Source organism: Caulobacter vibrioides (genome assembly GCF_002858865.1).
GTDB lineage: Bacteria > Pseudomonadota > Alphaproteobacteria > Caulobacterales > Caulobacteraceae > Caulobacter > Caulobacter vibrioides.
Window position 1 is genome coordinate 47554 of sequence record NZ_PJRR01000021.1, and the last position, 13071, is coordinate 60624.

Annotated in this window: 13 protein-coding genes; 9 read left to right on the forward strand and 4 right to left on the reverse strand. The window is 68.2% G+C overall.

Going from position 1 to position 13071, the window contains the following annotated elements:
- The first annotated feature begins 1 nt into the window (after position 1).
- Together CVUC_RS17635 and CVUC_RS17640 are read left to right on the forward strand one after the other, a co-directional pair.
- Positions 2-913: a class I SAM-dependent methyltransferase gene (locus tag CVUC_RS17635; RefSeq protein WP_096032892.1), complete on the forward strand. Its 912-nt coding sequence runs from the start codon at positions 2-4 to the stop codon at positions 911-913.
- Positions 914-918: 5 nt separating this feature from the next.
- The gene (locus CVUC_RS17640; protein WP_096032891.1) at positions 919-1710 is read left to right on the forward strand and encodes a TrmH family RNA methyltransferase; all 792 of its coding nucleotides are present in this window, start codon (positions 919-921) and stop codon (positions 1708-1710) included.
- 103 nt (positions 1711-1813) lie between these two features.
- On the opposite strand, the gene CVUC_RS17645 is transcribed toward CVUC_RS17640, so the two are convergent.
- On the reverse strand, positions 1814-2299 hold the full coding sequence (locus CVUC_RS17645; RefSeq protein WP_125469918.1) for a hypothetical protein: 486 nt from the start codon (positions 2297-2299) through the stop codon (positions 1814-1816).
- A 246-nt stretch (positions 2300-2545) separates the two neighbouring features.
- On the reverse strand, positions 2546-5017 hold the full coding sequence (gene hrpB, locus CVUC_RS17650; RefSeq protein ID WP_164468094.1) for an ATP-dependent helicase HrpB: 2472 nt from the start codon (positions 5015-5017) through the stop codon (positions 2546-2548).
- A 99-nt stretch (positions 5018-5116) separates the two neighbouring features.
- Here hrpB and CVUC_RS17655 point away from each other — a divergent pair, with 99 nt between their 5' ends.
- The 7 genes from CVUC_RS17655 to CVUC_RS17685 all read left to right on the forward strand — a co-directional run bounded on the left by CVUC_RS17655 (position 5117) and on the right by CVUC_RS17685 (position 11220).
- The gene (locus CVUC_RS17655; protein ID WP_164468093.1) at positions 5117-6712 is read left to right on the forward strand and encodes an amino acid permease; all 1596 of its coding nucleotides are present in this window, start codon (positions 5117-5119) and stop codon (positions 6710-6712) included.
- 134 nt (positions 6713-6846) lie between these two features.
- Positions 6847-7563: an MBL fold metallo-hydrolase gene (locus CVUC_RS17660; RefSeq protein ID WP_164468092.1), complete on the forward strand. Its 717-nt coding sequence runs from the start codon at positions 6847-6849 to the stop codon at positions 7561-7563.
- Between the two features lie 90 nt (positions 7564-7653).
- A complete protein-coding gene (locus CVUC_RS17665; RefSeq protein ID WP_096032886.1) occupies positions 7654-8418 on the forward strand; it encodes a response regulator in 765 nt (254 codons plus the stop codon).
- Positions 8415-9842 (forward strand): ATP-binding protein, encoded by a 1428-nt coding sequence (locus CVUC_RS17670; protein ID WP_010919065.1) that lies wholly within the window; start codon positions 8415-8417, stop codon positions 9840-9842. The genes CVUC_RS17665 and CVUC_RS17670 overlap by 4 nt, the downstream gene beginning before the upstream one ends.
- 112 nt (positions 9843-9954) lie before the next feature.
- On the forward strand, positions 9955-10683 hold the full coding sequence (locus CVUC_RS17675) for a hypothetical protein (protein WP_164468091.1): 729 nt from the start codon (positions 9955-9957) through the stop codon (positions 10681-10683).
- A gap of 154 nt (positions 10684-10837) precedes the next feature.
- Positions 10838-10990: a hypothetical protein gene (locus CVUC_RS17680; RefSeq protein ID WP_024265676.1), complete on the forward strand. Its 153-nt coding sequence runs from the start codon at positions 10838-10840 to the stop codon at positions 10988-10990.
- The gene (locus CVUC_RS17685; RefSeq protein ID WP_010919062.1) at positions 10987-11220 is read left to right on the forward strand and encodes a general stress protein; all 234 of its coding nucleotides are present in this window, start codon (positions 10987-10989) and stop codon (positions 11218-11220) included. The genes CVUC_RS17680 and CVUC_RS17685 overlap by 4 nt, the downstream gene beginning before the upstream one ends.
- A gap of 63 nt (positions 11221-11283) precedes the next feature.
- On the opposite strand, the gene CVUC_RS17690 is transcribed toward CVUC_RS17685, so the two are convergent.
- Both CVUC_RS17690 and CVUC_RS17695 read right to left on the reverse strand, forming a co-directional pair.
- Positions 11284-11916, reverse strand: a complete 633-nt coding sequence (locus tag CVUC_RS17690) for a TetR/AcrR family transcriptional regulator (RefSeq protein ID WP_010919061.1) — start codon at positions 11914-11916, stop codon at positions 11284-11286.
- A gap of 63 nt (positions 11917-11979) precedes the next feature.
- Entirely contained in the window at positions 11980-13071 is a 1092-nt protein-coding gene (locus tag CVUC_RS17695) for an MBL fold metallo-hydrolase (protein ID WP_096032884.1), read from the reverse strand.

Consider the following 13071-nt stretch of genomic DNA (forward strand, 5'->3'; position numbering starts at 1 on the left):
GATGGCTCCGAAGATCGCCCCCGCCCCCATCGTCATGCGCACCACCGGCTGGGCCGACTACGCCCTGCTGGACAGCGGCCACGGCAAGAAGCTGGAGCGCTACGGCCGCTACACCGTCGTGCGTCCCGAGCCGCAGTGCTTCTGGGCGCCGCGCCTGGACCAGAAGGTATGGGACAACGCCGACGCCGTCTTCGACCCCACCGACGAGGACGAGGCCGGCCGCTGGCGCTTCAAGGGCAAGCCGATCGAGAAGTTCGACCTGGGGTGGGGCCCGGCGAAGTTCCACGGCCAGTTCACGCCCTTCCGCCACCTGGCCTTCTTCCCTGAGCAGGCCGCCAACTGGGCCTGGCAGGACGAGCGCGTGCGGGCGCTGTGCGCAGGCTCAGGCCCGCAGCCCAAGGTGCTGAATCTGTTCGGCTATACGGGCGTGGCTTCACTGGTCTGCGCCGCCGCCGGCGCGGCCGTCACCCACGTCGACGCCTCCAAGAAGTCGGTCGGCTTCGCGCGCGAGAACGCCGCCTTTGCCGGGCTCGCCGACAAGCCGATCCGCTGGATCGTCGAGGACGCCCGCAAGTTCGTGGCCCGCGAAGTGCGTCGCGGCAATGTCTATGACGGCATCATCCTGGACCCGCCCAAGTTCGGCCGCGGCGCCGACGGCGAGGTCTGGCGCCTGTTCGAAGACCTGGCCGCCCTGACCAAGGACTGCGCGGCCCTGCTGAGCCAAGACGCCTCGTTCCTGCTGATGAACGCCTATGCCGCCCGCGTCTCGGGCGCGGCGATGTCGGGCCTCTTGGCGCAGGAGCTGCAAGGACGCGGCGGCGTGATCGACTGGGGCGAGCTGTCCCTCGTCGAGGAAAAGGGCGACCGCCAGATCGGGCTGTCGTTCTTCGCCCGCTGGTCTTCGGAGGGGTAGCGGCCATGAACACCAAGACCGTCACCTCCCTAACCAACAATACCGTCAAGGCCGTCCGCGCCCTGCACATGCGCAAGGAGCGCGAGGACAGCGGCCTGTTCCTGGCCGAGGGCCTGAAGATCGTCATTGAGGCGATCGACTGCGGCCATGCGCCGAAGATCGTCATGTACGGCCCCGACGCCGCCGATCACCCGATGCTGAAAAAGGCCGTAGCGGCGTGCCTCAAGGCCGGCGGCGAAGTCATTGAGGTCAATCGCGAAATCCTTGAGAAGGTCTCGCGCCGCGACAACCCGCAGGCCGTGGTCGCCGTCTTCCGCCAGGTGTTCACGCCACTGTCGGCCATCGTCCCCGAAAGCGCGCCCTGCTGGGTGGCCATGCAGGCCGTCCGCGATCCCGGCAATCTCGGCACCGTCATCCGCACCGCCGACGCGGCCGGCTGCGGCGGGGTGATCCTGGTCGGCGACTGCGTCGATCCCTATTCGGTCGAGGGCGTCCGCGCGACCATGGGCTCGATCTTCGCGGTCAAGATCGCCAAGGCCACGACCCCTGAATTCCTGGCCTGGCGCGAGACGTGGCCGGGCAGCGTGGTCGGGACCCTGCTCACCGCCACGGTCGACCACAAGTCCGCCGACTATGTGAAGCCGTCGCTGATCCTGATGGGCAATGAGCAACAGGGTCTGCCGCCGGAACTGGCGGCGGCGTGCGACGTGAATGTGAAGATCCCGATGCGCGGCCGGGCCGACAGCCTGAACCTGTCGGTGGCCACGGGGATCATGATCTATACGGTGACGGGGTAGAGCGGGTCGAACGTCGGCGGGGTGTGGTTTTCCGCGCTTAGACCTGCCGTCATCCCGCGCCTCGTGCGCGGAATGAAGACAGAAGATGGGCCTGATTTGGGTGTTAGGGGACGTTGGCGGCGAGCATCAATTCGACTTCCGCAGAGGTGGAGCCGATCAGTTGAGCAATTTCCTCACACGTCATTGCCGGACGTTCCTTGCGAAGGTCGCGTGCCGTCCAGACCAAGCTTGAGGCTAGCGGATCGAAGAACCTGCATGGACGGCTGAGGGCGTGCCCCACGGTCAGCACTCGTTCGTAGGTGCTGAATTCCCCCGGCCAACGCTCGCTCGTTACGATCTCATCAGCTTCAGCGACATTCAGGCGCTTCAGAAAATAGTCGTCGAAGACGCGCTCCTCCTGCGCAACAAGCCAATTCTGACCGCAGGCTTTGCATTTCGAAAAATACAGCCACCATTGCGGGCCACTGTGCTCACGGACGCGACTAAGCGTCGCGAACACTCTCAAGTCTAGGTCGTCTCCCCCCATCGGCACGACGGCCAAATCTGGAAGAGCGGCACATTCGCATTTGCTTTCGACCGCATCGTTCATTGAAGACGGATAGCATGAAGCGGTTCGGATGTCCGACTAGGGTCGTGAGCCGTCTCAGAGCGCTCTCCCTAAAGCCGACCTTCCCGGCGAACGCCGGGATCCAGATCGAACCCAGCGATGCTCATCCGTTCATCCCGGAGCGATGGCGCGTCAGCCCAAAACTCCCCCGATGAATCTGGACCCCGGCATTCGCCGGGGAGGTCGGTATGTTTGAAGTGTCCGGCCAAGCTCCAGAGTCACCTGCCCTCACGTCCCCCGCGGCTTCGCCCGCGTCACCGGCGCGGCGCTGGCCGGATCATCCGGCCAGACATGCCTCGGATAGCGCCCCTTCATCTCGACCTTCACCTCACGCCAGGAGCCTTTCCAGAAGCCCGGCAGGTCCTTGGTGATCTGGATCGGGCGGTGGGCGGGCGAGAGCAGAGAGAGCGTCAGCGGCACCTTGCCGCCGGCGACGCTGGGGTGCTCGGCCAGGCCGTAGAGCTCGCCGACCCGCACCTCGACGCGGGGTCCGCCCTCGGCGGCGTAGTCGATGGCGAAGCTGTTGCCGGTCGGGGCCTCGAAGCGGGCGGGCAGCAGGGTGTCCATCTTCCGCTGCAGGTCCCATGGCACCAGGGTCTTCAGCGCGTCGTGCAGCGCGCCCTCATCCAGGCTCTCCAGCGACGAGCGCCCGGCCAGCAGCGGCTCGAGCCATTCATCGAGGCGTTCGATCAGGGCGGGCTCGGACAGGTCCGGCCAGGCCTCGCCATCAACGTCGCGCAGGAAGGCCACGCGGTCCAGCAGCGCCCTGCCCCGCTCGCCCAGGCGCAGGGCCGACAGCCCTTCCGCCCGGACCTTGTCCATCAGCGCGCCGGCGATCATCGCCGGGTCGGGGTTTTCGATCAGTCGCTCTTCCAGGACGAGCTTGCCCAGGCGCAGCAGGCGCTTGGCGCGCACCTTGCCGCCGGTGGTCTCCAGCCGGTCCTCGGCGACCAGACGATCGGCGAAGGTCTCGCGCAGCTGCGCCTCATCAACGGCGGCGGCCAGCAGGATGCGGTCGCGGCTGTCGCCGCCGCCCAGTTCCCCGACGGCCAGCCAGGCCTCGCGGGCCAAGGGATCGGTCGGCTCCAGATAGACGCCGCGACCGCCGGCCAGCTGGAACTCGCCTGCCTTGCCGCGCGCCTTGGCCACCCGCTCGGGATAGGCCTCGGCCAGCAGCAGGCCGATCTCCAGGGTCTTGGCGCCCGAAGCTCGCCCCGCCGCGCGCGACCAGCGCTCGACCAAGGCCATGGCGTCGCGGCCGCGCGGCGAGCGATCGCGGTGCAGGCCCTCCAGCCGCCGCCGCAGGTCGACATCGCGGCCGCCCAGCCCCTGCTCGGTCAGCACGGCGGCGATCTCGGCCGCCTCGCGCGCCTGGCCCGAGGCGGCGCCACGCGCGACCATGTGCGCCAGACGCGGCGGCAGCGGCAGATCGGCCAGGGCCTTGCCGTGGGCGGTCAGGTCACCCTGGGCGTCGAGGGCCTGGACGCGGGTCAGCAGCGTCCGCGCCTCGGCGAAGGCGGCGGCGGGCGGCGGGTCGAGGAAGGTCAGGTCGCCGGGGTCCTTGGTCCCCCAGCGCGCCAGATCCAGCGCCAGGCGCGACAGGTCGGCTTCCAGGATCTCGGGCCGGGCGAAGGCGGGCAGCGACCGCGTCTCGGGCTCGTCCCACAGGCGGTAGCAGACGCCGGGTTCGGTGCGGCCGGCGCGGCCTCTTCGCTGGTCGGCGGCGGCGCGGCTGACGCGCACGGTCTCCAGCCGCGTGATGCCCGAGGCCGGATCAAAGCGCGGCACGCGCGCCTGGCCTGCGTCGATCACCACCCGCACGCCCTCGATGGTCAGGCTGGTCTCGGCGATCGAGGTGGCCAGCACGACCTTGCGTCGCCCGGCCGGGGCCGGAGAAATGGCGCGATCCTGCGCCGCCGGCTCCAGGGCCCCATACAGCGGCGCGATATCGACGTCGGAACGGCGCAGGCGCTCGTTCAGCCAGCTTTCCGCGCGCCGGATCTCGCCCTGGCCGGGGAGAAATACGAGGATAGAGCCGCTCTCCTCGGCCAGGGCCCGCTCGACCGCCCGTCCGACCCGCTCCTCCAGCCGCTGACGCTCGTCGCGGCCCAGGTAGCGGGTGTCGACCGGGAACATCCGCCCCTGGCTCTCAACGACCGGCGCATCATTCAAAAGCGAGGAGATGCGGGCGCCGTCCAGCGTCGCCGACATGATCAGCAGCCGCAGGTCCTCGCGCAGCACGCTCTGGACATCGCGGGCGAAGGCCAGGCCCAGATCCGCGTCGAGGCTGCGCTCGTGGAACTCGTCGAACAACACGGCCGCGACCCCGTCCAGACCGGGATCGTCAAGAATCATGCGGGTGAACACACCCTCGGTGACGACCTCGATCCGCGTCCGCGCCGAGACTTTCGACTGCAGGCGGACGCGGAAACCGACCGTATCGCCGACGGTTTCGCCCAGATTGGACGCCAGGCGCGCGGCCGCCGCGCGGGCGGCCAGACGCCTTGGCTCCAGGAGAATGATCTTGCGGCCCTCGACCCACGGCGCATCCAGGAGCGCCAAGGGAACAGCCGTCGTCTTGCCCGCGCCGGGCGGCGCGACCAAGACGGTCGCGTTGTTTGCGAGCAGCGCCGCCTTCAGCGCGGGCAGGACATTCTCGATCGGCAGCATTGGGTGGAGGCATAGCCCCTGAAATCGCATCCGTCACCGCAAGGCGTTGCGCAAAGGCGCCTCTCTGACTAACGTCCGCCCCCAATGCCTGACCGGCGGAGGTTCGCTGGTCGTTGGGGAAACGCACACATGGCCGGAAACAGGCTATTTTTGAAAAAGTCGATCGCGAGCATCCAGAAGGAGGCCGCGCATAGCCAGCTTAAGCGTACGCTGGGTCCCATCAATCTGATGAGCCTGGGCGTCGGCGCCATCATCGGCGCCGGCATCTTCGTGCTGACGGGTCAGGTGGCCTCGGCCAACGCCGGCCCCGCCATCATGCTGTCGTTCATCGTCGCGGGCATCGCCTGCGCCCTGGCCGGCCTGTGCTACGCTGAACTGGCCTCGACCATGCCGGTTTCGGGCTCCGCCTACACCTACGCCTACGGCACCCTGGGCGAGGTTTTCGCCTGGATCATGGGCTGGCTGCTCGTGCTCGAGTACGGCGTGGCCGCCTCGACCGTGGCGGTCGGCTGGTCGGGCTATGTGGTCAGTACCCTGCACGCACTGGGGATCAACTTCCCGATGATCCAGGTCGCCGGCGCTGACGCCCCGATGTGGGCGACGCCGCTGATCCAAGCCGTGGCCGCGCCCGGCGGCGGCACGATGTTCGCCATGACCGGCACGCTGAACCTGGTGGCCGCCATCGGCATCGCCATGGTCTCGGCCCTGCTGGTGGTCGGCGTCAGCGAGTCCGCCAACGTCAACAACGCCATCGTGGTCATCAAGGTGATCGTGCTGGTCACGTTCATCGCGGTCGGCGCGCAGTACATCAATCCGGCCAACTGGCACCCCTTCATCCCCGAGCCGACCGGTCAGCCCGGCGAGTTCGGCATCGGCGGCATCTTCCGCGGCGCCGCCATCATCTTCTTCGCCTATGTCGGCTTCGAAGCCGTTTCGACCGCCGCCGCCGAGGCCAAGAACCCCTCGCGCGACGTGCCGATCGGCATCCTGGGTGCCCTGATCATCTGTACGCTGATCTACATGGCCGTGGCCGCCGTCATGACTGGCGTCGTCCCCTTCCGTGAACTGGCCAGCCCGGCCCCGATCGCCGTCGCTATCGACCGCATGGGTCTGGAATGGGCCGACATCCCGTACGCCGCGGCTGAGGGCGGCAAGCTGAACCTGCTCAGCTTCGCCATCAAGATCGGCGCCATCACGGGTCTGTCGTCGGTTATGCTGGTGCTGTGCTACGGCCAGACCCGCATCTTCTACACCATGGCCCGCGACGGCCTGCTGCCGAAGGTGTTCGCCGAGATCCACCCCAAGTTCCGCACCCCCTGGCTGGGCACCATCCTGCTGGGCGTGGTGATCGCCATCGCCGCCTCGTTCCTGCCGATCAGCCTGCTGGGCGATCTGGTGTCGCTGGGCACCGCCGTGGCCTTCTCGATCGTCTGCCTGTCGGTGATCTATCTGCGCATCAAGCACCCCGACCTGCCGCGTCCGTTCAAGGTGCCGGGCGGCATCTTCACGGCGGCGGCCGGCATCGCGGCCTGCTTGTTCCTGGCCTATCAGAACTTCCAGCCGATGATCGTTCACGCGATGAACGACAATCCGCTGCCGCTGATGATCCTGGGCGGTTATGCCGCCGTCGGCGCAATCATCTATATCGCCTACGGCTACTGGCACTCGAAGCTGGCCAAGGGTATCGACATCACCGAAGAGACCGACCCGAACTCGCCCGCCTAGGGCGATGGGTGCGGTGTTGACGACGTGAGTTGAGCAACGCCGTTTCTACGGAAAACGAAGGCCCGGGAGCGATCCCGGGCCTTCTTCATTTGAGCGGGCCCTGCGTCTATGTTGCGGGCAGCCAAGGAGTTTCCATGACCCAGACCATGCCGATCGGCGCCGTGATCGCCCCGGTCACCCCGCTGCAGCAGAACTGCACGATCGTCTGGTGCGCCAAGACCCTGAAAGCGGCCGTGATCGATCCCGGCGGCGAGGTCGACCGTCTGCTCAAGGCCATCGCCGACAAGGGTCTGACCCTGGAGAAGATCTGGATCACCCATGGCCACATGGACCACGCCGGCGGCGCGGCCGAACTGAAGGCGCGAGCCGGCGTCCCGATCGAAGGGCCCCACAAGGACGACCAGTTCTGGATCGACCGCATCCAGGACAGCGGCGAGATGTACGGCATGCCCGAGGCCCGGATCTTCGTCACCGATCGCTGGCTGGACGACGGCGACACGGTCACTCTGGGGGAGACCGAGTTCGAGGTCTTCCACTGCCCCGGTCACACGCCCGGGCACGTGGTGTTCTTCCACCGCGAGACCAAGTTCGCCCAGGTCGGCGACGTGCTGTTCCAGGGCTCGATCGGCCGCACAGACTTTCCGATGGGCAACCACCAGGATCTGATCGATTCCATCACCCAGAAGCTCTGGCCGCTGGGCGAGGATGTTCGCTTCGTGCCGGGTCATGGTCCGATGTCGACCTTCGGGGCCGAGCGCCGGGGCAATCCCTTTGTCGGCGATCGCGTGGTCGCGGCGATGAAGGCCCAAGGCGCCGGCTTCACGATCCCGAAGAACAATTCCCCCGGCTAGGCAGGCCTGAGACGTCCGGTCGCGGGCTGGGTTGCGCGGCTGTTTCAGCCGTGAAATCTGAACGTGACGGGGGCGTGACAGGAAATTCGCATGGAAAACGTCCAAAACGCCGCCCAAAGCGAGCTCGAGGCCGTCCGCGGGGCGCCTTCGCGGATCCTGATCGTCGATGACGATCCGGGCATACGCGACGTGGTGTCCGACTTTCTCGCCAAGCACGGCTATGTGGTCGAGACCGCCCAGGATGGCCGCACGATGGAGCAGGTTCTGGCGCGGGGGCCGATCGACCTGATCGTGCTCGACGTCATGCTGCCCGGCGAAGACGGCCTGGCCATCTGCCGCCGGCTGTCAGCGACACCCGAAGCGCCCGCCATCATCATGCTGTCGGCGATGGGCGAGGAAACCGACCGCATCGTCGGCCTGGAGCTGGGCGCCGACGACTATCTGCCCAAGCCCTGCAATCCGCGCGAGCTCTTGGCTCGTGTCCGCGCCGTGCTGCGTCGCCGCCAGGAGCCGCGCACGGTGGATGACGCGATGGGCGCGGCCTGCGAGTTCGCCGGTTGGCGCCTGGACCTCGTGCGTCGCGAACTGCGCTCGCCCCAGTCGATCGTGGTGAACCTGTCCAGCGGCGAGTTCTCGCTGCTGCGCGCCTTCGTCGAGCGTCCCCAGCGCGTCCTCACGCGCGACCAGTTGCTGGATCTGGCGCGGGGCCGCGACAGCGACGCCTATGATCGCGCCATCGACGTTCAGATCAGCCGCCTGCGCCGCAAGCTCGATGACGGCGGCGGCAGCGAGCTGATCCGCACCATCCGCAGCGAAGGCTACATGTTCACCGCCAAGGTCGTGCGCACCCCATGATCCTGTCCCGGCGCGGCGCGCCGCTGTTCGTTCAGGCGCTGGAACTGGTGATCGTCACCCTGGTGGCGGCCCAGCTGATTTCGATCGCGGTTATCTTCACCCTGCCCCCGCCGCCCCCGGAATTCTATCGCTCCAGCGAGATCGTCCGGGCGCTCAAGACCGGCCAGCCGGTTCAGCCGCGCGACGGGCGGCTTCTGGTCGTCAAGCAAGACGGCTCGATCCGCGCGGGCAACCCCGAGACGCCGCGTCGCGCCGACTTCAAGGCCGGTATCGGCAAGGCGCTGGGCGTGCCGGCCAATCGCGTCGAACTGCAGATCGACAACGGCCCGCGCTTCTTCGTCCGTCGCACGCCGGTCACCCCGCCCAGGCCCGACGCGCCGCCGGCGGGAGCGAATGGTCGGCCAGGCGCGCGCGAGCCCTTCGCTCGTGAAGGCGGCGCGCCGGGCGGCGGTGACAACGCGCGTAGCGCTCAGGCTCGCGACGAGCCCCTGATCTTTGGCGACTTCAAGGTCGGCGTTCGGCAGAGCGACGGCCGCTGGCTGGTCGTCGAACCCAAGCCCACCCTGCGCTTCGACAGCTGGCAGCAACGCATCCTGCTGATCCTGCTGTTGTCGGTGATCGCCGTGACGCCGCTGGCCTGGCTGTTCGCTCGCCGCCTGGCGCAGCCCATCACCGCTTTCGCCGATGCCGCCGAACGCCTGGGCAAGGATCCTCGCACCCCGCCGCTCAACATGACCGGATCGGGCGAGGTGGTGGCCGCCGCCAGCGCCTTCAACATGATGCAGGAGCGTCTGCGCCGCTATGTCGAGGACCGTACGGCCATGGTCGGCGCGATCGCTCACGACCTGCGCACGCCGCTGACGCGCCTGAAGTTCCGGATTGAGGCGGCGCCCGAAGATATCCGGCCCAAGCTCGCGGCCGATATCGACCAGATGGAGGCGATGATCTCCGCCACCCTGGGCTTCGTACGCGACACCAATCGCCCCGCCGAACGCACGAAGCTGGAGCTGTCCTCGCTGCTGGAAAGCGTGATGGACGAAGCCGCCGAGACGGGCGGCGACGCGACCGTCGAGCGGTCCGAAAAGACCGTGATCGAAGGCGATCCCGTCGCCCTCAAGCGTCTGGTCTCCAACCTCGTCGAGAACGCCTTGAAGTACGGCGGCCGCGCGCGCGGCAGGGTGTTCTCCGAGGACGGCATGGCGATCATCGAGATCGACGACGACGGCCCCGGCGTGCCGCCGGCAGAGCTGGAGCGCGTCTTCGAGCCGTTCTATCGCGGTGAGCCGTCACGCAATCGCGAGACGGGCGGCATTGGCCTGGGGCTGGCCGTGGTCCGCTCGCTGGCCCGGGCGCACGGTGGCGATGTGGTTCTGGCCAACCGTCTGGGCGGCGGCCTGCGCGCCACGGTCAAGCTGCCGGCCTGATTGCGGCGGGAACGGGCCTGGATTGTTTCGACGCCGAGAGGCGCTCGGCCTGTTTGGTCATCTCAAAGCCAAGCTTGTGGTCTCCATGGCGTCACTGCTTGGAGACACCCGCATGACGCTTCGCCTGCTAGGCCTGACGGCCGCCCTCGCCACGGTTCTGGCCGCCTGCGCCAGCGCACCGCCCGGGGGTCCTGGCGGACGCCCCGGACCGCCCGACGATGATGGCCCGCGCCGCGAGGCGGGCGGTCAACAGCTCTTCATCAGCCCTGCGGGAGAGCCTTTCCGCGCCCCGCCCAACGCGCCCTATCCCGTCGAGATCTGGTTCGGCGGCGCCGACGCCAACCACGACGGCGCGTTGACCCGCGACGAGTTCGTCGCCGACGCCCTGCGCTTCTTCGCAACGCTGGATACCGACCGTAGCGGCGTCATCGATGCTTTCGAGGTCTCTGCCTATGAGAACCGCGTCGCGCCGGAGATCCTGGGCGGACCCGCGCCCAGTTCGCTCCGCCGCGGCCCCATGGGACTTGGACAGGACGGCGGCGGCGAGGCGCCTCGCCGACGGCCTCAGGGCGCGAACGTGCTGCAAGGCGCCGCGTTCTACGGGCTGATCGCCGAACCGCAGCCGGTTATGGCCTCGGATGGTGACTTCGACCGGCGGATCACGCGCGATGAGGCGACCAAGGCCGCCAAGACCCGCTTCGCACTGCTGGACACCGACAAAGACGGACAGCTCCGTCTGGCTGAACTGCCCAGGACGCCTGCACAAAGAGGCCTGCGCCAGTCGCGCGACGGCAAGGGGCCAGGTCGGATGGGCGGCCCCGGTGGCGGGCCGCGCGGCTGATGCCGCCGCCCCTCCCAGCCGGCCTCGACTAGGTGAGGGTCGCCCGCCTCCCAGGACGGCGGTGTTTACCCTACGGCGCAATTAGTCGGGCGGATCGGTGAACCGAAAGCGGCTTCACCGGTTAGTTCATTGGAACGCAGAGGAAACGACGCCCGTGACCGACCCCGACGCCCCGCCTCCGATCGAGCCCAAGCCGCCCGAGTACGAGCCCGGCGTCGCCCCCGTCGAGGAGCCCCCGCCCTCTTCACCGGTCGATCCCGCGGACGACCGTCCCTATGGCGCGGCCTCCGATGCGTTCCGCCTGTGACCAGTCCCCACGAGGAGCCCCAGATGGACACCGATAGCGAACGTCCCCGCGGCCGTCGCGGTTTTGCCGCCATGGATCCAGAACGCCGCCGCGAGATCGCCAGGAAGGGCGGCGCCAGCGTTCCCAGCGAGAAACGCAGCTTCGCCAAGGATCGAGATCTCGCCGCCAACGCCGGTCGTAAGGGCGGGTCCACCTCGCGCGGCGCACGGCCCGGAGAGCGCTCGCTATAGGCGGCGCAAGCGCTTGGACGCGCCGGCTCCCAAGGCGGGGTCGGCGCGTTTTCGCATTGGCGCTCAGGACCCCGACGCCGTCTCCAGGAGACCGCTGATCATCGCCTGCAGAACCTCCGTCGCGCGCTTGGGCGACAGCTCCTGATCGCGGCGAAGACGGTGCCAGGCGTCGAAGCTCAGCAGAAGGTCGATGCCTTCAAAGCGGATGCGGTCCTCGGCGATCTCGGGCGGCAGCTGGCGACGCAGGATCTCTCGCGAAATCTCCACCATCTTGGTGTTGTCGGCCACGAGCGTCGCGGAGCTATGGCGCAGAACCTCGGAGGCGCGCTTGAAGGGCGCAATCCGTTCGTACGCCCACCCACGGCGCTCGACCAGCTCCAGCACCCGGTCGCGCCAGGTCGCGCCCTTGAACGGTGTGTGGACCAGCGACATCAGCTCGCCCTCGATCACCGCCGACATCTCGAGATAGAGGCTTTCAAGGTCCTTGAAATGGCGGAAGACGGTCCGCAGTCCGACGTCCGCGCGGGTGGCGACCAGTTCCGCCGAGGGCGAGATGTCCCCTTCGCGCACCAGATCGAGCATGGCCTGCACGATCCGGGCGCGGCTGTCCTGAGACCGCCGGCGGCGACCATCCGCAGCGGGGGCTTCGGGCTCGACATCGGCCCCCGCTTGAAGATAGCGCGGCGCGGAACTCACGAACGGGACCTCCCTGTGTTCCGCCCTGCTTAGCTCCGCGACCGGCGCGGGGCCAAGTCCAATCTAGAGGGCGAGCAAGCGGTTGGACCACTTGATCTCTTTCGAGCCGACCGGCAACGAGGCGAAGTCGCCATCGCGGCCCACCTTGATCGGCCCGTCGAAGATCTCTCGCGAGCGGCCCAGAAACGGACCATCCAGCGCGCGCACCGGCAGCGGCGGGATGATGTGATAGAACATCAGCGCCCCGACGCCCGCCGCCTTGGCCTCCTCGGCCGCAACCTCCGGAGCGGTGTGGTAGTCGAGAATGTCGTGGAAGATCTTGGCGTAGTTGTCGCGGCCCATCTTGTCGGCGACCTCTTTCTGGACGGCGACGAGGTTCGGGGCCAGGCCCTCATGCAACAACAGATCCGCGCCCTTGGACGCCTTCACCAGGCGCTCCGACGGCCCGGTGTCGCCGCTGATCACGACGCTGCGGCCCTTGTATTCGAACCGATAGCCGACCGCGCCCTCGACCGGATGGTGCGCCACGGGGAAGGCCCAGACCTTCAGGCCAGGCTTCTCCAGCACCAGGACATCCGGCGCCGCCGGGTCCGCCACGAACGGGCGCGGATCGCCGCCAAAGCCCGACGGCGGCGCGACGGCCTCGCCGTGGTGGGCGATGCGATAGCCGCGATCCAGCGTATAGGCCTGCTCGAAGCCCTGAACGACCTGCTCCAGCCCCTGCGGACCATAGACCGGCGTCGGGGTCTTCGAGGCGCCGCCCGCCCAGCGCTGCAACATCAGCTCGCCAAGATCGGCGATGTGGTCGGAGTGGTAGTGGGTGATGAACACCGCGCTGACCCGCGGCGGCGGCATGTTCATCAGGAGCAGATTGCGGGTCGAGCCTGACCCGGAGTCGACGACGAACAGGTCCTTGCCCGCGACCACCGCCACACAGGGTCCCGACCGCAGCGGGTCAGCCATGGGTGAACCGGCGCCGCAGAGGCCCACATGCAGGCCGTCGGGCAGATCCTGCATCGTGTCGACAGCCAGGACCTGCTCATAGACCTTGCGCATGGCCGCCTGCGCCAGACGCTCGCGCATCAGCCAGGCGGTCCCAAGACCCACAGCGATCACGCCGGCGGCGACTCCCAACCCGATCCAGACCTTGCGCAT

Bases quoted from the DNA above. Each gene is read 5' to 3' on its own strand.
- CVUC_RS17635 (WP_096032892.1), top strand. From the start codon at position 2: ATGGCTCCGAAGATCGCCCCCGCCCCCATCGTCATGCGCACCACCGGC.
- CVUC_RS17675 (WP_164468091.1), top strand. From the start codon at position 9,955: ATGACGCTTCGCCTGCTAGGCCTGACGGCCGCCCTCGCCACGGTTCTG.
- CVUC_RS17695 (WP_096032884.1), bottom strand. From the start codon at position 13,071: ATGCGCAAGGTCTGGATCGGGTTGGGAGTCGCCGCCGGCGTGATCGCT.
- CVUC_RS17660 (WP_164468092.1), top strand. From the start codon at position 6,847: ATGACCCAGACCATGCCGATCGGCGCCGTGATCGCCCCGGTCACCCCG.
- CVUC_RS17645 (WP_125469918.1), bottom strand. From the start codon at position 2,299: ATGAACGATGCGGTCGAAAGCAAATGCGAATGTGCCGCTCTTCCAGAT.
- CVUC_RS17655 (WP_164468093.1), top strand. From the start codon at position 5,117: ATGGCCGGAAACAGGCTATTTTTGAAAAAGTCGATCGCGAGCATCCAG.
- hrpB (WP_164468094.1), bottom strand. From the start codon at position 5,017: ATGCGATTTCAGGGGCTATGCCTCCACCCAATGCTGCCGATCGAGAAT.
- CVUC_RS17640 (WP_096032891.1), top strand. From the start codon at position 919: ATGAACACCAAGACCGTCACCTCCCTAACCAACAATACCGTCAAGGCC.
- CVUC_RS17670 (WP_010919065.1), top strand. From the start codon at position 8,415: ATGATCCTGTCCCGGCGCGGCGCGCCGCTGTTCGTTCAGGCGCTGGAA.
- CVUC_RS17665 (WP_096032886.1), top strand. From the start codon at position 7,654: ATGGAAAACGTCCAAAACGCCGCCCAAAGCGAGCTCGAGGCCGTCCGC.